This window comes from Pseudomonas sp. GM49 (assembly GCF_000282355.1).
Classification (GTDB): domain Bacteria; phylum Pseudomonadota; class Gammaproteobacteria; order Pseudomonadales; family Pseudomonadaceae; genus Aquipseudomonas.
Genome location: NZ_AKJL01000198.1, coordinates 22,854 through 39,371 on the forward strand (window position 1 = coordinate 22,854; position 16,518 = coordinate 39,371).

The following is a 16,518-nucleotide window of genomic DNA, read 5'->3' on the forward strand; positions in this document are numbered from 1 at the left end:
CCAGAGCCCGCCATTCAAGGGCTCGGGCGTAGTGGAAAAAAACCGATGCTTTGCCCGCATTGAAAATATTCATTCGAGGCATGATTTTTCGCCGTCAGAAGTCATATCGACCGGTCACACCCAGCGTCCGCGGCGTGCCCAGCAGCCCTTCATACCCACCATTCGCGGCCGTCCACAGCGTCGTGTAGTAGGTTTTGTCGAAGGCGTTTTTCAGCCACAACGAAACGTCCCACTGTCCCTGGTTGAAGTCGCCGCGCAGGCCGGTGGACAGGTTGACCAGCGCATAACTCGGGATCTGCCCGAAATCGGAATCTTCCACCGTGCCCACTGCCTTGGAGCGGAACGCATAGCTGGCAGTGACGTACTCTTCGAAGCCGTTGCTCAGGTTCCACTTGTATTCGCCGTTGGCGTTGCCGATCCATTTCGAAGCGCCAACCACTTGATGCCCGGTCAGGTCGCAGGAGGCTGGAGCACCTGCTCTCAGGCTGACTTCAGGCGGGCACGGTGCATCCTTGTACGAGAGGTAGCTGACGTCGTTGTACGAGCCGTTGATGTTCAGCGTCAGGCCGCGCAACGGGATCAGGGTGCTTTCGATTTCCACGCCACGGGAGCGTACCGAGCCGGCGTTAGTCAGGAACTGCACGCGGTTGACGTCGTCGAAGGCGTTGGTCTGATAGCCGTTGACCTGGGTCCAGAACAGGTTGGCGTTGAGTTGCAGGCGACGGTCCCACAGGGTGCTCTTGAATCCGAGCTCGGCGTTGTTGGCGCGCTCGGTGCCGATCAGCAGCGAGTCGGCACCGGCCACCGGCGCCGTGCCGACGGCCAGATTGATGCCGCCGGATTTTTCGCCATGGGACAAGGTGGCGTAAGTGAGCAGGTCGTCGGTGAGGCGGTAGCTGAGGTTCAACAGACCCGAGGGGCTCGAACTGTACTGATTCAAATCTCCAGAGTCGAAAGCCCCCGCACGAGCGCGTCGTGCTGCGGCCGCCGCTCCGGTGACCGCTGCACCACCGGCCGGCGCATCACGGGTCACCTGGGCGTTTTTCTCTTCATAGGTGCCGCGCAGGCCGGCGGTGAAATCAAGGCGTTCGGTCAAGTGCCAGGTGCCTTGGGCGAAAAGCGCGAAGCTGTTGGTTTCGATATGGCCGTTGCCGACGCTGTCGACGTTGTTCAGCGCACCGCTGGGTGTGCCGTTCCAGATGTCCGCTTGCGGGCCGTAAAAAGTGAACGACTTGTTGTCCAGGTTGGAGCCGAAGTAATAGGCGCCGAGCACGTAATCGAAGAATCCGCCGGAGGGCGACGCCAGGCGAAACTCCTGGGAGTACTGCTTATCCTCCACCGAAACGCCCGCGTTGAAGAAGGTGGATACGTTCAGGCCGTCATCATTGCGCGGGGTGAAATTCCACCAGCGATAGGAGCTGATGGAGGTCAGGGTGAAGTCGCTTGGCAGCGTCCAGTTGGCCTCGACCGAGGTACCGCCCTGATGCACGGTAACGTGCTGGTCGTTGTTCAGGTTGACCTTGCGGTGCGTGCCGTCAACCAGTGTCGCGCCAGCGGCATTGGCCCGCGATTGATAGAGATTGAAGCCATTGATGGTCGGCCCGGTGTTGAACAACACGCGGGTGCCGGCACTGGAATCTTCTTCGTTGTAGTCGCCAATCCAGCGCAGGTTGAACGATTCGTTGGGCTTGAACAGCAACTGGCCACGGAAGCCATCGCGAGAGCCACCGTTCAGGTCATGGCCGTCGAATTCGTTCTTAATGTCACCGTCGCTACGGGTGCGATACGCAGAAAAGCGTCCGGCGAGTTGCTCATTCAGCGGGCCGGAAATCGTACCCTTGGTCTGGAAGTATCCGTCCTCGCCCACCGAAGATTCGATGCTGCGTTCAGGGGTAAAGGTTGGCGCGCGGGTGCTGATGTTGATCACGCCGGCGGTGGTGTTCTTGCCGAATAACGTGCCTTGCGGACCGCGCAGCACTTCGAGCTGCTCGATGTCCATCAGGTCGAATACGGCCATGCCCGGCCGGCCGAGGTAAACGTTATCGATGTACAGGCCGACACTGCCTTCCAGGCCATCGCTGGCCGGGTTGTTGCCCAGGCCACGGATCGACACGCTGGACTGGCGCGCATGCATGTAGGCAACGTTGACGCTGGGCACCAGTTGCTGCAAATCCTGGATGCGATAGACCCGCTGGATCTCCAGGGTCTGGCCGCTGACCACACTCATGGGCGTTGGTACGTCCTGCGAACTTTCTTCGCGGCGGCGAGTGGTGACCGTCACGGTTTCCAGTTGTGCACTGTCGGCTGTGGCGGCTGTTGAGGGGGTGGATTGCGGGGTGGTGCTGTCGGCCGCATAGCCTTGGGTCCAGCTGGCACTGCCTGCCAGTAACAGGGCCAGAGGCAGGCGTTTGAGCCGTTGTGGAGAGTGGGTTGGGGCGAGATGCAACGGACTCATAAGGCGGGGTTCCCGATCAGAAGAAATGCTTTATTGCTTGCCAGGCCGCCATCGCGAGCAAGCTCGCTCCCACACTGATCCTGTGAACACCGAAGACCCCCTGTGGGAGCGAGCTTGCTCGCGATAGCGTCAGCTCAGACGCCGCCGATATCCGGCCCCTTCACGGTCTGGCTGACCTGCCCATTCACACCCACCGGCACTTCACCCTTGAGCGTCACCCGTCGTACGATCCGGTCCTGGGTCCCGTAGTCATCCACCGCGTAATGCTGGGTGGAGCGGTTGTCCCAGATCGCCACATCGCCAGCCTTCCAGCGCCAGCGAACGATGTTTTCCTGGCGGATCACATGGCTTTGCAGCAGCCCGAACAGGTGCGCCGAATCGGCCTGGGAATAGCCTTTGATGCGCTTGACGAAATGCCCCAGCAACAGGCTCTTCTCGCCACTGATCGGGTGCACGCGGACCACCGGGTGTTCGGTCTCGTAGACGGTCGAAGTGAAGATCTTGCGATAGCGCTCCAGCTTCTCGGCAGAGACGTCAGGCCTGGTACCGGCGTAGTCGTATTCATTGCTGTGCACGGCGACCAGTTTGTCGGCCAGCTCACGCAGCTCCGCCGACAACCCGTCGTAGGCAGTGGCGGTATTGGCCCACAGGGTGTCGCCGCCGAAAGCCGGGGCCACCACCGAGCGCAGGATCGAGGCTTTGGGGTAGGCCTCGACGAAAGTCACGTCGGTGTGCCAGGAGCTGGCTCGCTGGCCCTCGGCGCCGTCCAGTTCCAGCAGAAACCGCGTGCCTTCGCGCACCGGTACGGTCGGGTGCGCCACCGGTTCGCCGAGCAGGTGGGCGAACGCCTCCTGGCGCTGATCGTCGAGCTGTGTCTGCTCGCGGAAGAAGATCACTTTGTATTGCAGCAGCGCCTGTTGAATGGCTTCGACGGTGGCGGCATCCAGCTCGCCGGAAAGCTGTACGCCACGGACTTCGGCACCGATGCGACCGGCCACCGGATGGATTTCAAGCGAGTGAACAGCGGGTTGTACTGCGAAAGCGGCATTGCTCATGGGTAGACCCTCATCAGACTGCTTGCGGTTGAACCGGCCGCGAAACACTGCTCTATCTATATTCAATTTAGATCTAATAGATATCAACATGCTTCGTTGACGGAATAAGAGGTTGCATTTAAAACCTCAGTCAACCCTCGTCGCAAATGCCTTCGAGCTATTTTTAGGATGCCGGAAAAGCATATGGATCTTCGCCAGTTGCGTTACTTCATCGCCCTCGACGAACACCGCAGTTTCGTGCGCGCGGCCGAGGCCATGGGCATTACCCAGCCTGCCTTCAGCCGCAGCATTCAGGGGCTGGAGCACGAGTTCGGCTGCGTCCTTGTGGACCGTGGCAACAAGGACTTGCGCCCCACCCCCGAAGGCCTGGTGGTGCTGCAACATGCCCGCAGCCTGGTGCAGGGTGCGGCGTTGCTCAGCTGCGAAGTGACGCAGATGACCAAGCTCGATGCCGGCGAACTGCGCTTCGGTTGCGGCCCGGCACCGGCGGTGAAACTGGTGCCGGATGCAGTGGCGCAATTCATCAATGCGCACCCGAAAGTGCGCACCTGTTTCGAGGTAGATAACTGGGAAAAACTCAGCCGCGCCCTGAGCCGTGAGGAGATCGAATTCTTCATCGCCGACATCCGCCATTTCGAGTCCGACCCGAACTTCCAGACCCAGGCTCTGACACCCAAGCGCGGTGTGTTTTTCTGCCGCCCGGGGCATCCGCTGCTGGCCAAGGAGAGCTTGTCGACCAACGATATGTTCGACTACCCGCTGGCGACCACGAAGATCCCGCCAGGCATTCGCAAACTGCTGGCGAACCTCAGTGGCCGGGTGGATTTTTCACCGACCATCGAGACCGAACATTTCCCGGCACTGGTGAAAGTGGTGCTGCAATCCAACGCCATCGGCGTGGGCACGCAAGAAGCGTTTATCGAGGACATCGCCCAGGGCTCGCTGGTGCTGCTGCACTGGCGCAATTTGCCGCAGAACATCGAGAGCATGAATGCGCGGTGCGGGATTGTCAGTCGTACCGGGTTCCGGTTGTCGCCGGCGGCGCGGGCGATGATCGAGACGTTGGTGGCGGTGGACAGGCAGCAGATCAGCGTTGCGGTTTGATGGCCCTATCGCGAGCAAGCTCGCTCCCACAGGGGATCTCTATCGGACACACAGTTTGTGTACGACAAAAATCCAGTGTGGGAGCGAGCTTGCTCGCGATGGGGCCAGTGAGCTCACTGAAAATTCAAAGCTTCGCCGCAGCCAACTCCGGCGCCACCCAATCGCTCACTTTGAACGACTTGCGAATCAGCTTCTGCTGCGACGCCAGATCCACCGCATCCTGCAATTTGCCGAGGAACACCGGGTCAAGCGTCGAGGGGAATACCTCACTCAGTTTCTGATCCTTCAGATCCTGCGTGAGGATCACCGGCGGATAGCTCGCCAGCCCTGACACCAGTTGAATGTAGGCGTCCTTGTTGCTTTCCTGGGTCAGCCACGTCACGGCTTGCTGTTGCGCCTTGAGCAGTGTGGCGACCGCCTCGGGATGCTCGTCGACGAATTTTCCGGTGCCCACCAACACCGCCTGCACACTGCCGGCGTTGCCCAGGTCCTTGGTATTGAGCGGCAGCTCGGCCAGCCCCTTGGCTTGCAATGCCGTGAGCCCGGAACCGCCCCACGAGGCATCGATCTGCTTCGCCGCCAGCGCCGCGACTGCCGCATTGAAGTCGAGGTTGATGACCTTCACATCCTTCTCGCTCAACCCCTGACTGGCCAGCGCCGCATCGAATGACAACTGGCTGGCGGTGCCACGGAAGATGGCCACGCGTTTGCCCTTGAGGTCCTGCAGGGTCTTGATCCCCGAACCCGGCACCACGCCGAGGTAATGCTTCACCCCGCGCGCCGAGGCGCTGAGCAACCGCGTATCCAGACCATTGGACTTGCCGATGATGGCCGCCAGATCGCCGAGGTAGGCCAGGTCGACCTGACCGTTAGCGAACGCCTCATTGATCACCGGGCCTGCGCCCTTGAAGAAACTCCACTGAATCTTGATGCCTTGATCGGCGAAAGCCTTTTCGAAGATCTGTTGATCGCGCAGCACATCCACTACACCGCCACCACTGTGCTGGGTACCGGCGCTCAGGTCCGGCACGGCGATGCGGATTTCCTTGAGCTCACTGGCGTTGGCCGTGAAGGCCAGCAGACCCGCCAGGGCCGGTGCAGCGAACAGGCTGATGACACGTTTGAAGGGAAGGTTCATGGGTGCGGCTCCTTGGGGAAACTGGCGTTGAGGAGCCGAAAGTAGGCCGAAGTGGAACCAACACTTAAATACTATAAATTCACATTTTTAGAGCTTTTTAATCTATATCAACCCCTACGGGCCTCTCCGCCAGCTATGCCTTGGCAGCATCGAAAATATTCTTCGAATGCATTGGATGCGTGCGCGCTCCCAAGCCTTAAATGGCCTTGCTTATCCCAAAATAGAATTATTTTTTATTTTTATAGATCAATTTTGCATACACCTTAAACCCTGTGGGAGCGAGCTTGCTCGCGATAGCGGTGTGTCATCCAGCACACAAGTCGCCTGACACACCCTCATCGCGAGCAAGCTCGCTCCCACAAAAAGCAGGCCTGTATTGCAACCCGACAACGGAGGTCACCCATGGTCCGTGTTTCCCTTCTGAGCCTGCCACTGGCCGCCCCCCGGCTTGATGGTCGACGGCATTGGCCGACACTGAGCCAGCGGCTCTTGCCCTGGCTGCTGCCCTTCAGCCTGTTCACGCTCTGGTGGCTCGCCAGCCGCAATCACTGGATGAGTGAGCAAATCCTGCCGGCGCCGTCGCTGGTCTGGACCAGCGCGGTGGAATTGTCCCAAGGCGAGTTGTGGGGCCATTTGTGGATCAGCCTGCAACGCCTGTTCCGGGGGCTGCTGGCCGGGATCAGCGCTGGTGCTGTTTTGGGTGCGGCACTGGGTTTCAGCCGTCGACTGGAGCGCCTGGTGTTTCCGACTTTCGCCGGGTTGGCGCAAGTCCCGACCCTGGCCTGGATTCCCTTGTTCATGGTGTTTTTCGGCATCGGTGAAGTGCTGAAACTGGTGGTGCTGATCAAGGCCATCGTGGTGCCGGTGACCCTGCACACCCTTGTCGGTGTGCGCGATGCGCAACCAAAGCTGAGCGAAGCCGCCGCCGTATTGCGCTTGCCCAGGCGCCTGTTGATCCGCCGTCTGGTGCTGCCCGCAGCGCTGCCGGCATTCATGGCCGGAGTGCGCCTCGCGCTGGCCGCTGGCTGGACTTCGCTGCTCGCCGTGGAACTGCTCGCTTCCAGTGAAGGCATCGGCTACCTGATGGTCTGGGCACGACAGTTGTTCATGCTCGACATCGTATTCGTGTGCATCGTGGTGATCGGCTTGATCGGCGTGGCGATGGACCGCGGCGTCGGCCTGCTCGACAAACACCTGGTGCACTGGCCGCACCCGGCCACCGCCGAAATCCGTCGCGGGCCGCGCTACCAGGGCTGGCAGCGCCTGCAACCCTGGCTGCTGCCGCTGGCACTGTTGGCGTTGTGGCAACTGACTACGGATCAGCAGTGGATTGACGCGAACATTCTGGTCAGCCCGCTGGGCGTCCTGCAGACCACTCGGGATGGTTTGTTCGACGGTACATTGATTGGCGGCATGGCCCTGAGTCTGGGCCGAACCCTCGGCGGATTGCTGCTGGGTGGAGGGCTAGGGTTTGCCTTGGGATTGCTGCTGGGGCTGTCGCGCACCAGTGAACGCGTACTCGGCCCAACCCTCGCCGCCATCCGCCAGATCGCCATTTTCGCCTGGGTGCCGCTGCTCACCGCGTGGTTCGGTCTGGGGGAATTGGCCAAGTGGGTGTTCGTTGCCCTCGCGGCATTTTTCCCACTGTTTATCGCCACCCAACGCAGCGTCGCCCACCTCTCGCCGCAACTGAACGAGGCCGCTCAAGTGCTGCGCCTGAATCTGCGCCAGCGCCTGCGCCGACTGGTGCTGCCGGGCGCCGCGCCAGGGATCTTCGCCGGGCTCAGGCTGAGCCTGATCTACGCCTGGCTCGGCACCATCGGCGCCGAATATTTCATGCCGTCCAACGGCGGCATCGGCAGCCAGATGATCGGCGCCCAGCAACTGCTGCGCATGGACCTGATCATGGCCGGCATGCTGCTGGTGGGCCTGACCGGCGCACTGCTCAACCTTATTGGCCAACGCCTGGAAATCCGCGCCACCCGCTGGAGACACGCATGAACGCACCAATTGTCAGCTTCAATCACGTGGGCAAAACCTTCGACGTCGACGGCTTCACACTTGAGGCTATTCGCGAATTCAACCTGGACATCGCCGAGGGTGAATTCGTCGCCATCGTCGGCTCCAGCGGCTGTGGCAAATCCACTTTGCTGCGGCTGCTGGTGGGCCTCGATACGCAGTTTCGCGGGCAGATCACCGTGGACGGCAAAGCCGTCAGCGGCATTGGCAGCGAGCGCGGCATTGTCTTTCAGGAACACCGTTTGTTCCCGTGGCTGAGCGTGGCCGACAACATCGGCCTGGGCCTGGTCAACGAGCCATTGAGTGCTGCGCAAAAACAAAAGCGCATCCATGACTTCATCGAACTGGTGGGCCTGGGCGACTTCGCCCGGGCCTACCCGCACCAGCTCTCCGGTGGGATGGCGCAGCGCGTGGCCATCGCTCGCGGCCTGGTGGCCAGCCCGCGGATTCTGCTGCTGGACGAGCCCTTCGGCGCCCTCGATGCGCTGACCCGACAGCAGATGCAGGACGAACTGCTGGCGATCCGCGCGCGGGCAAAAATCACCACCATCCTGGTCACCCACGATGTCGAGGAAGCGATCTTCCTCGCCGACCGCGTGGTGGTGATGGAGCCGCGTCCCGGACGGATCAAGCAAGTGGTCGACATTGCCCTGCTCCATCCGCGCCAGCGCAGCAGTTTCGACTTCCACCAGTTACGCGAAGAACTGCTTCACGAACTCACCAGCGACGATCACTACCAGCCTCCCGTGCCGGTGCAGGTCCGTGATTTGCCACTGTCCTTCATTGCCTACTGAAAAAGGAAATGCTTGATGCCGCAACGTCCCAATTTTCTAGTGATCCTGGCCGATGACCTGGGCTTTTCCGACATCGGTGCCTTCGGCGGCGAAATCAACACGCCGAACCTCGATGCCCTGGCCAACAATGGCCTGCGCCTGACCGACTTCCACACCGCACCGACCTGCTCGCCGACCCGTTCGATGCTGCTCACCGGCACCGATCACCACATCGCCGGCATCGGCACCATGGCTGAAGCGCTGACCCCGGACCTGATCGGTAAACCGGGCTACGAAGGGCATCTGAACGACCGCGTGGTCGCCCTGCCCGAGCTGTTGCGCGAGGCCGGTTACCAGACCTTGATGAGCGGCAAATGGCACCTGGGCCTGACCGCAGAACGGGCGCCCCACGCCCGGGGTTTCGAGCGCTCGTTTTCGCTGTTGCCCGGCGCCGCCAACCATTACGGCTTCGAGCCGACCTACGATGAAACGACGCCACGGCTGCTGAAATCCACCCCGGCGCTGTACATCGAAGACGACCAGTTCATCGATGAACTGCCGAAGGATTTTTATTCCTCCGATGCCTTTGGCGACAAGCTGCTGCAATACCTCAAGGAGCGCGACCAGACCCGGCCATTCTTCGCGTACCTGCCGTTTTCCGCGCCGCACTGGCCATTGCAGGCGCCGGCCGATGTGGTGGAAAAATACCGCGGGCGCTATGACGCCGGCCCTGAGGTGCTGCGGCTGGAACGTCTGGAAAAACTCAAGTCCCTGGGGTTGATCGAGGCCGATGTCGAGCCACATCCACTAATCCAGTTGACCGCGCAGTGGGATGCCTTGACCGACGAACAGCGGCAGATTTCCGCACGGGCGATGGAGGTCTACGCGGCGATGGTCGAGCGCATGGACTGGAACATCGGCCGTGTCGTCGATTACCTGCGTCAGCAAGGGCAACTGGACAACACGTTCATCCTGTTCATGTCCGATAACGGCGCCGAAGGGGCATTGCTGGAAGCCTTCCCGAAATTCGGACCGCAGTTGCTGACCTATCTCAACCAGCATTACGACAACAGCCTCGACAACATCGGCCGAGCCAATTCCTACGTCTGGTATGGGCCGAACTGGGCACAAGTGGCTACCGCACCGTCGCGGCTGTTCAAGGCCTTCACCACCGAAGGCGGGATCAGGGTGCCGGCGCTGGTGCATTACCCGCAGCTGCCGCTCAAGGGTCAGATCAGCCACGGCTTCGGCACCGTGATGGACATCACGCCGACCATTCTCGACCTGGCCGGCGTGCGCCATCCGGGCAAGCAATGGCACGGCAAACCGGTGGCAGAGGTTCGCGGGAAGTCGTGGCTTGGGTTTCTGTCGGGCGAAACGGCGCAAGTGCATGACGAGCACACCGTTACCGGGTGGGAATTGTTCGGTCGGCGAGCGATTCGACAGGGGCAATGGAAGGCGGTGTACATCCCGGGACCGGTGGGCCCGGCGACCTGGCAGCTGTATGACCTGGGCAATGATCCGGGGGAGATTCATGACCTGGCGCTGAGCCAACCGCAGAAGCTCAATGCCTTGATCGAGCATTGGCAGCGGTATGTGGATGAGACCGGGGTGATCCTGAGTGAGTCGCCGTTTCAGCCGGATTGAGGTTGTCTGATCCACCGCTATCGCGAGCAAGCTCGCTCCCACAGGTTTGTTGTTAATCACAAAATTTGTGTTCAACGCAGATCCACTGTGGGAGCGGGCTTGCCCGCGAAGGGGCCCTTTCAAGCACTACTAAGCCTGAGCCGTACGCACCTTTTCCGCGGCCACTTCTTCCTTGCTCTCAAACCGGTTGGCCCGCGCAAACGTGCCGAAATCATTGAACCGCACCCCCATCTCACGCATCACCTTGTGCCCCACCGGTACGGTCAACTGGCGGATGTAGAACGGCTCCTTCACCACAAAGTGATGGATCCCGTGGCTGCTGCCGAAGTTGAAGCAGAACGCCTGCAACGGCCACAGCCACGGGGCATTGAGCACCTGGCACTGCTGCATCACGTTGCCCGGCTCCACGTCGCCGTAGTAGTGCATGTTCGAGCTGATGAAGTGCAGGCAGAAGGTGCGCAACACGTTCGGGCCGATGATCACGACGGCTGCGATGTCGATCACCTGCATCACCGACAACGTAGTCGCCGACCACTCGATCGGTGCGCCCAACAGATGCGCAACGCCGTTCGCTGCGTGGAAACCGAGAAACACGTACCACGCGCCCCAATGCATCAGCGCCAGGGGGGCGTAGACCTTCAGCGTGCGGTAAATGATGCTGAACTTCATTGCCCAGGTCTTGGCCCGCAGCATGCGGATGAACGACGACATGATGTTGTCGCCAATCATCAAGAAGCGCGCGAAGCCCCAAGGCTCGCCGTTGGTGATGGCGCGTTCTTCCATGTCGGCTTCAGAACCCGACACCTTGTGGTGATTGAGGTGCAGATGGCGGCGAATCCAGGGGTTGATGGTGCTCGGCCGCGCCAGCCACACCAATCCCATCATCAGGTTGTGCGGCACTTTCTGCTTGCGGAAGTACATGCTGTGGATCAGGTCGTGTTCCAGCTCATGGGTCAGCGAGGCGAAAAACGCGTTGAGCAGCAGGCATGCCCACCAGGCCATGTACCCGGTCATGTAGAGCGCCGCCGAACCGACCATGCCGACCAGGGCGAAGGCCAAAATGCCCGCGCCGAGGGCGTCCTGGTGCTTGAGAATCGGGTATTGGTGGCGCAACTCGACGCCTCTGGCCAGCACCACTTCACGGATATGGGCTGATCGTTGAGCTGCATTCAGTCGTTGGGGGCTTGCAGAAGTACGGTCCATGCTTCCATCCTCTGGTTATTGATGGTTGCATCCTGCCTTGCGACCCCTCGCAACGCGGTAGCCGAAAACGCCAACCTGTTGACTGGAAGCGCCAATCAGCATGACCGAACCGACCTCCCTCGCCAGCTGGACCCGCGCCCTGCGCAAGCAACTCGACGCCCTGGGCATCGACAGCACCGCCCTGTGCCATCAAGCGGGGCTCGACCCGTTGTTGATGGACGACCCGAACGCGCGCTATCCGCTGTCGGGCACCACGCACCTGTGGCATCTGGCGGTGCAGGTCAGCGGCGACCCGGCGATTGGTTTGCGGGTTTCGCGTTTCGTCAGCCCGACCACCTTCCATGCGCTGGGTTATGCGTTGGTGGCCAGCGGCAGCTTGCGGGAAGTGTTCGAACGCATCGTGCGCTATCACCAGGTGGTCAGCGATGCCCTGGAACTGGAACTGACCCGCGCCGAGGATCGCTACCATTTCCGTCTGAAAATCCCTGCCGGCAACCCGGCCCCGGCCTTCGAAGCCATCGATGCGTTCATGGCGATTTACGTGCGCACCTGCCGCAATCGCCTGGGCCGTGAATACGCACCAATGGCAACCTACCTGCGCCGTCCGGAGCCGGCAGACGCGCACCAATGGCATAAAGTCTTTCGCTCGCCCGTACACTTCGGCGCCGACGAAGACCGACTGGAATTCGCCCTCGTCGACTTCGACAGCCACCTGGATGACGCCAACCCGGAACTGGCTGAGCACAACGAAACCGTGCTCAAGAGAACCCTGGCGCAACTCAAGCCGCTGACGTGGGAGCGCAAGGTCCGCGACGCCATTGAAGAACAACTGCCCGAAGGCGAACCCAGCGCCGAACACATCGCCAAGGCCCTGCACCTGAGCCTTCGCAGCCTGCAACGGCACCTGGCGGATGAAGGGTACCGGTTCGATACGCTGCTCAATGAAAGCCGCGAAAATCTCGCGCTGTTGCACCTTCGGGACCCGCAGGTGTCGCTGAGCGAAATCAGTTATCTGCTCGGGTTTGCCGATACCAGCAGCTTCAGTCGCGCGTTCAAGCGCTGGACCGGGATGACGCCGGGGCAGTTTCGGGATGGGTTGCGCTGATTGATCCGGAAGGTGAGTTGGCTGATCTGGCCCCATCGTCGGAACGCCGCCCGGAGCAAGCCCGCTCCCACAGTTTTTTCGGTGACCACAAATCTCTGATTCACCCAGCCCCCTGTGGGAGCGAGCTTGCTCGCGATAGCGGACTTTCAGTCGACATACCTGGAGACTGTCACACCGTCATCGCGAGCAAGCTCGCTCCCACAAGGGATATGCGTCGAGTTTCAGATTGTGGCCAGTTCCCGCAGCCGGGCAGCGTCGAGGATTTCGATTTCACCGTAACTCAGTCCGATGATCCCCTGCCCCTGCAACTCCTTGAGAATCTGGTTGGTGGTCTGGCGCGACAGCGACAACATGGCGGCAAGCTGCTCCTGAGGCAGTTGCAGGACGCGCCGTGGTGGGGCGGTCTCGCCATAGCCTTCGGCGATCATCAACAAGCGGTGCGCCAGCCTTGCCGGGGCCGGCAACAGGCTCAATTGTTCGAGGTTGATGAAGGTCATGCGCAACTTCTGGCTCATCAGCAACGCCAGTTGCCGCCAGTGCTGCGGATGCTCGTCAAGCAACGCCAGCAAGGTGTTTTGGGGAATGTGCAGCAGTGTGCACTGGCCTACTCCGTACGCATCGTGGGTGCGCGGCTGGCCGTCGAACAGGCAGATTTCGCCGAACCAGTGCGGCGGCTCCACCAGGCTCAGCAACGCTTCCTTGCCCTGCTCGCTCACGGCACCGACGCGCACCGCGCCTTCAAGCACCGCGTACAGGCCGCAGGGCGGATCGCCGCGTTTGAACAGCCGTTGGCCCGGCGACAAGCGCCGCACCCTGGCCGCCGACAGGAGACTATCCTGTAGGGAATCAGGTAAATGGCTGAACCACTGACCGCTCATCAGGCGTGGACGCCAGACCTGCATATCCATGAAAACTCCTAGAGATTGTCGCCTGGCTGACAGAGCGGGAAGTGCCCCGGGGGCATGATCAATCACCCCCCACAGGAGAACAACAATGAAAAGCCTCGTCGACCACCTCAGTCAATACGCCGCCTACCACCGTGATCCGCGCAACATCGCCAGTCACTTTATCGGTATTCCGTTGATTGTGGTGGCCGTCGCCGTGTTGCTGTCCCGGCCGGAGTGGTCGCTGGGTGGCGTGTGGATGTCGCCGGCGGTGCTCGTTTCGCTGGCATCGGCGTGGTTTTACCTGCGCCTGGAGTTGCGCCTGGGCGTGTTGATGACCCTGTTGCTCGGGCTGTCCGTATGGGCAGGACATGCGCTGGCGCAGCAAAGCACGCTGGTCTGGCTGAGCAGTGGCGTGGCGATGTTCGTGATCGGTTGGGCGATCCAGTTTGTCGGCCATCACTACGAAGGGCGCAAACCGGCATTTGTCGATGACGTGACCGGGTTGATTGTCGGGCCGTTGTTTGTGGTGGCTGAGTTGGCGTTCATGCTCGGGATGCGGCATGACCTCAAAGAGCAGATCGAGGCGCGGGCGGGTGGGGTGCGGGTCAATCCGAAGCGTGCAGCTGTCTAGATCGCATTCGCGGGCAAGCCCGCTCCCACATTGGATTTGTGAACGACGCAAATCAGTGTGGGAGCGGGCTTGCTCCGGGCGGCGATCCGACGAAGCTTTTGCCTTAGATGTTGGCGACCTTCTGCCAGACCTTCGGCTTGAAGAACAGCGTCTCGCCCTTCGCCAACCCGATCAGGCTGTCGTGATCCTTGACCACTTCGGCCTCGATCAGATCGCTCTGCCCTTCGACCTTCAGCGTCACCCGCGTCGTCGCACCCAGCGGTCGAATGTCCCGCACTTCAGCCGCGTGGTGGTCTTCCAGTTCATGCCGGGACAACGACACCTCGTGTGGGCGGAACAGCACGTGGTTGTCTTCGCCCAGGTGCAGACGGTTCGAATCACCGAGGAAGTGATAGACGAAGTCGCTGGCCGGATTTTCGTAGACGTCGCCCGGTGAGCCGATCTGCTCGATCACCCCCTTGTTCATCACCACGATACGGTCGGCGACTTCCATCGCTTCTTCCTGGTCGTGGGTCACGAACACCGAGGTCAGGTTGATGTCTTCGTGCAACCGCGCCAACCAGCGGCGCAGCTCTTTGCGGACCTTGGCGTCGAGGGCGCCGAAGGGTTCGTCGAGCAGCAGCACTTTTGGTTCCACCGCCAACGCCCGGGCCAACGCAATGCGCTGACGCTGGCCGCCGGAGAGTTGCTCCGGGTAGCGATCCGAGAGCCAGTCCAGTTGCACCATGTTCAGCAGTTCGTGAACTTTGGTTGCGATCTGGCTTTCGCTCGGGCGCTGGTTTTTCGGCTTCATGCGCAGGCCGAACGCGACGTTGTCGAACACCGTCATGTGACGGAACAAGGCGTAGTGCTGGAACACGAAGCCGACGTTGCGATCGCGCACGTCATGGCCCGAAACGTCTTCACCGTGGAACACGATGTTGCCCCGGTCCGGGGTTTCCAGGCCGGCGATGATCCGCAGCAGCGTGGTCTTGCCGCAACCCGACGGACCGAGCAACGCGACGAGCTCGCCGCTCTGGATGTCCAGGCTGATGTTGTCCAGCGCCTTGAACGCGTTGAAGTTCTTGCTGACGTTACGCACTTCGATCGACATGAATTATTCCTCCGCGGCGCTGGCGCGCAGGCGGTTAATACGGTTTTCGCTCCACTGCTTGAGCAGCAGGATGAAGAGCGCCAGGATCAGCAACAGGCTCGCCACGGCGAACGCGGCCACGTGGTTGTATTCGTTGTAGAGGATCTCGACGTGCAGCGGCAGGGTGTTGGTCACCCCGCGAATGTGCCCGGAAACCACCGATACCGCACCGAACTCACCCATGGCCCGCGCGGTACACAGCACCACACCGTAGATCAGGCCCCATTTGATGTTGGGGACCGTGACGTGCCAGAACATCTGCCAGCCGTTGGCCCCGAGCAAGCGCGCAGCCTCCTCTTCCTGAGTGCCCTGTTCCTGCATCAGCGGGATCAGTTCACGGGCCACGAACGGCACAGTGACGAAGATCGTCGCCAGCACGATGCCCGGCAGGGCGAAGACGATCTGGATGTCATGATCCTGCAGCCATGGGCCAAACAGGCCCTGGGCGCCGAACATCAGCACATACACCAGACCGGCAATCACCGGCGATACCGAGAACGGCAGGTCGATCAGCGTTACCAGCATGCTCTTGCCGCGGAACGAGTACTTGCTCACGCACCACGCGGCGCTGACACCGAACACCAGGTTCAGCGGCACCGAAATCAGCACGGCGATGACCGTGAGCTTCAGCGCCGACAGGGCGTCCGGTTCAAAGATCGCGGTGAAGAACGCACCGAGGCCAAGCTTCAGGCCCTGGGACACCACGATGAACAGCGGCAGCAACAGGAACAGCGCAAAAATCAGCCAGCCAAGGCCGATCAGGATTCGCCGCGAGGTCGCACTGCCACGGCGGGCAGCGTTCGAGGAAGCGGCAGCAATAGACGATTGGGACATGGGTGCCGCCTCCTTATGGGGTTTCGATGCGCCGCTGCAACAAGTTGATCAGCAGCAACAGGACGAAGGAAACCACCAGCATCAGTACACCAATGGAGGTAGCGCCGGTGTAATCGTATTGGTCGAGCTTGACCATGATCAGCAGCGGCAAAATCTCGGTTTTCATCGGCATGTTGCCGGCGATGAAAATCACCGAACCATACTCACCGACCCCGCGGGCAAAGGCCAAAGCAAAACCGGTTAGCCATGCCGGAAGCAGTGCCGGCAGCAGGATATGGCGGAAAACCTGCAATGGTTTTGCCCCCAGGCACGCCGCCGCTTCTTCGACTTCACGAGGAATATCGGCCAATACTGGCTGTACGGTACGTACTACGAATGGAAGTGTCACAAAAGTGAGGGCAAGGGTGATGCCCAGGGGGGTGTAGGCGATCTTGAAACCCAGATCCGCTGCAAACTGACCAACCAGGCCGGTAGGCGTGTACAGCGCGGTCAGCGCAATACCGGCCACCGCCGTGGGCAATGCGAACGGCAGGGG

Annotated in this window: 14 protein-coding genes; 6 read left to right on the plus strand and 8 right to left on the minus strand. The window is 61.1% G+C overall.

The window, feature by feature from the left end:
* Nucleotides 1–94: 94 nt before the first annotated feature.
* Nucleotides 95–2,455, minus strand: a complete 2,361-nt coding sequence (locus tag PMI29_RS11375; RefSeq protein WP_007999764.1) for a TonB-dependent receptor — start codon at nucleotides 2,453–2,455, stop codon at nucleotides 95–97.
* Between the two features lie 134 nt (nucleotides 2,456–2,589).
* On the minus strand, nucleotides 2,590–3,510 hold the full coding sequence (locus tag PMI29_RS11370) for a TauD/TfdA dioxygenase family protein (RefSeq protein WP_007999766.1): 921 nt from the start codon (nucleotides 3,508–3,510) through the stop codon (nucleotides 2,590–2,592).
* A 183-nt stretch (nucleotides 3,511–3,693) separates the two neighbouring features.
* Here PMI29_RS11370 and PMI29_RS11365 point away from each other — a divergent pair, with 183 nt between their 5' ends.
* Nucleotides 3,694–4,614: a LysR family transcriptional regulator gene (locus tag PMI29_RS11365; RefSeq protein ID WP_007999768.1), complete on the plus strand. Its 921-nt coding sequence runs from the start codon at nucleotides 3,694–3,696 to the stop codon at nucleotides 4,612–4,614.
* A 124-nt stretch (nucleotides 4,615–4,738) separates the two neighbouring features.
* Here the strand turns inward: PMI29_RS11365 and PMI29_RS11360 are convergent, their stop codons facing one another.
* Nucleotides 4,739–5,752: an ABC transporter substrate-binding protein gene (locus PMI29_RS11360; RefSeq protein WP_007999770.1), complete on the minus strand. Its 1,014-nt coding sequence runs from the start codon at nucleotides 5,750–5,752 to the stop codon at nucleotides 4,739–4,741.
* 402 nt (nucleotides 5,753–6,154) lie between these two features.
* On the opposite strand from PMI29_RS11360, the gene PMI29_RS11355 reads away from it, so the two are divergent.
* Genes PMI29_RS11355 through PMI29_RS11345 form a run of 3 tightly spaced genes read left to right on the plus strand, consistent with a single transcriptional unit; the run spans nucleotide 6,155 to nucleotide 10,191 of the window.
* The gene (locus PMI29_RS11355) at nucleotides 6,155–7,753 is read left to right on the plus strand and encodes an ABC transporter permease (protein ID WP_007999772.1); all 1,599 of its coding nucleotides are present in this window, start codon (nucleotides 6,155–6,157) and stop codon (nucleotides 7,751–7,753) included.
* The gene (locus tag PMI29_RS11350; protein ID WP_007999774.1) at nucleotides 7,750–8,565 is read left to right on the plus strand and encodes an ABC transporter ATP-binding protein; all 816 of its coding nucleotides are present in this window, start codon (nucleotides 7,750–7,752) and stop codon (nucleotides 8,563–8,565) included. Before PMI29_RS11355 ends, PMI29_RS11350 begins: the two co-directional genes overlap by 4 nt.
* A gap of 15 nt (nucleotides 8,566–8,580) precedes the next feature.
* Nucleotides 8,581–10,191: an arylsulfatase gene (locus tag PMI29_RS11345; RefSeq protein WP_007999776.1), complete on the plus strand. Its 1,611-nt coding sequence runs from the start codon at nucleotides 8,581–8,583 to the stop codon at nucleotides 10,189–10,191.
* Between the two features lie 129 nt (nucleotides 10,192–10,320).
* Here the strand turns inward: PMI29_RS11345 and PMI29_RS11340 are convergent, their stop codons facing one another.
* Nucleotides 10,321–11,394, minus strand: coding sequence for a fatty acid desaturase (locus PMI29_RS11340; protein ID WP_007999778.1), 1,074 nt, complete (start codon nucleotides 11,392–11,394; stop codon nucleotides 10,321–10,323).
* A 100-nt stretch (nucleotides 11,395–11,494) separates the two neighbouring features.
* On the opposite strand from PMI29_RS11340, the gene PMI29_RS11335 reads away from it, so the two are divergent.
* Nucleotides 11,495–12,499, plus strand: a complete 1,005-nt coding sequence (locus tag PMI29_RS11335) for an AraC family transcriptional regulator (protein WP_007999780.1) — start codon at nucleotides 11,495–11,497, stop codon at nucleotides 12,497–12,499.
* A gap of 221 nt (nucleotides 12,500–12,720) precedes the next feature.
* Here the strand turns inward: PMI29_RS11335 and PMI29_RS11330 are convergent, their stop codons facing one another.
* The gene (locus PMI29_RS11330; RefSeq protein ID WP_007999783.1) at nucleotides 12,721–13,407 is read right to left on the minus strand and encodes a Crp/Fnr family transcriptional regulator; all 687 of its coding nucleotides are present in this window, start codon (nucleotides 13,405–13,407) and stop codon (nucleotides 12,721–12,723) included.
* Between the two features lie 85 nt (nucleotides 13,408–13,492).
* Here PMI29_RS11330 and PMI29_RS11325 point away from each other — a divergent pair, with 85 nt between their 5' ends.
* The gene (locus PMI29_RS11325) at nucleotides 13,493–14,017 is read left to right on the plus strand and encodes an Mpo1 family 2-hydroxy fatty acid dioxygenase (protein WP_007999785.1); all 525 of its coding nucleotides are present in this window, start codon (nucleotides 13,493–13,495) and stop codon (nucleotides 14,015–14,017) included.
* A gap of 103 nt (nucleotides 14,018–14,120) precedes the next feature.
* Here the strand turns inward: PMI29_RS11325 and PMI29_RS11320 are convergent, their stop codons facing one another.
* The 3 genes from PMI29_RS11320 to cysT form a co-directional block, all read right to left on the minus strand.
* A complete protein-coding gene (locus PMI29_RS11320) occupies nucleotides 14,121–15,110 on the minus strand; it encodes a sulfate/molybdate ABC transporter ATP-binding protein (protein WP_007999787.1) in 990 nt (329 codons plus the stop codon).
* A gap of 3 nt (nucleotides 15,111–15,113) precedes the next feature.
* Nucleotides 15,114–15,983 (minus strand): sulfate ABC transporter permease subunit CysW, encoded by an 870-nt coding sequence (gene cysW / locus PMI29_RS11315; protein WP_007972954.1) that lies wholly within the window; start codon nucleotides 15,981–15,983, stop codon nucleotides 15,114–15,116.
* A gap of 13 nt (nucleotides 15,984–15,996) precedes the next feature.
* On the minus strand, nucleotides 15,997–16,518 hold a 522-nt coding region (cysT, locus tag PMI29_RS11310; RefSeq protein ID WP_007999790.1), incomplete at its 5' end, for a sulfate ABC transporter permease subunit CysT.

Coding starts and splice junctions, on each gene's coding strand:
- PMI29_RS11320 (WP_007999787.1), bottom strand. CDS start 15,110: ATGTCGATCGAAGTGCGTAACGTCAGCAAGAACTTCAACGCGTTCAAG.
- PMI29_RS11365 (WP_007999768.1), top strand. CDS start 3,694: ATGGATCTTCGCCAGTTGCGTTACTTCATCGCCCTCGACGAACACCGC.
- PMI29_RS11360 (WP_007999770.1), bottom strand. CDS start 5,752: ATGAACCTTCCCTTCAAACGTGTCATCAGCCTGTTCGCTGCACCGGCC.
- PMI29_RS11335 (WP_007999780.1), top strand. CDS start 11,495: ATGACCGAACCGACCTCCCTCGCCAGCTGGACCCGCGCCCTGCGCAAG.
- PMI29_RS11355 (WP_007999772.1), top strand. CDS start 6,155: ATGGTCCGTGTTTCCCTTCTGAGCCTGCCACTGGCCGCCCCCCGGCTT.
- PMI29_RS11370 (WP_007999766.1), bottom strand. CDS start 3,510: ATGAGCAATGCCGCTTTCGCAGTACAACCCGCTGTTCACTCGCTTGAA.
- PMI29_RS11375 (WP_007999764.1), bottom strand. CDS start 2,455: ATGAGTCCGTTGCATCTCGCCCCAACCCACTCTCCACAACGGCTCAAA.
- PMI29_RS11325 (WP_007999785.1), top strand. CDS start 13,493: ATGAAAAGCCTCGTCGACCACCTCAGTCAATACGCCGCCTACCACCGT.
- PMI29_RS11345 (WP_007999776.1), top strand. CDS start 8,581: ATGCCGCAACGTCCCAATTTTCTAGTGATCCTGGCCGATGACCTGGGC.
- PMI29_RS11330 (WP_007999783.1), bottom strand. CDS start 13,407: ATGGATATGCAGGTCTGGCGTCCACGCCTGATGAGCGGTCAGTGGTTC.
- PMI29_RS11350 (WP_007999774.1), top strand. CDS start 7,750: ATGAACGCACCAATTGTCAGCTTCAATCACGTGGGCAAAACCTTCGAC.
- PMI29_RS11340 (WP_007999778.1), bottom strand. CDS start 11,394: ATGGACCGTACTTCTGCAAGCCCCCAACGACTGAATGCAGCTCAACGA.
- cysW (WP_007972954.1), bottom strand. CDS start 15,983: ATGTCCCAATCGTCTATTGCTGCCGCTTCCTCGAACGCTGCCCGCCGT.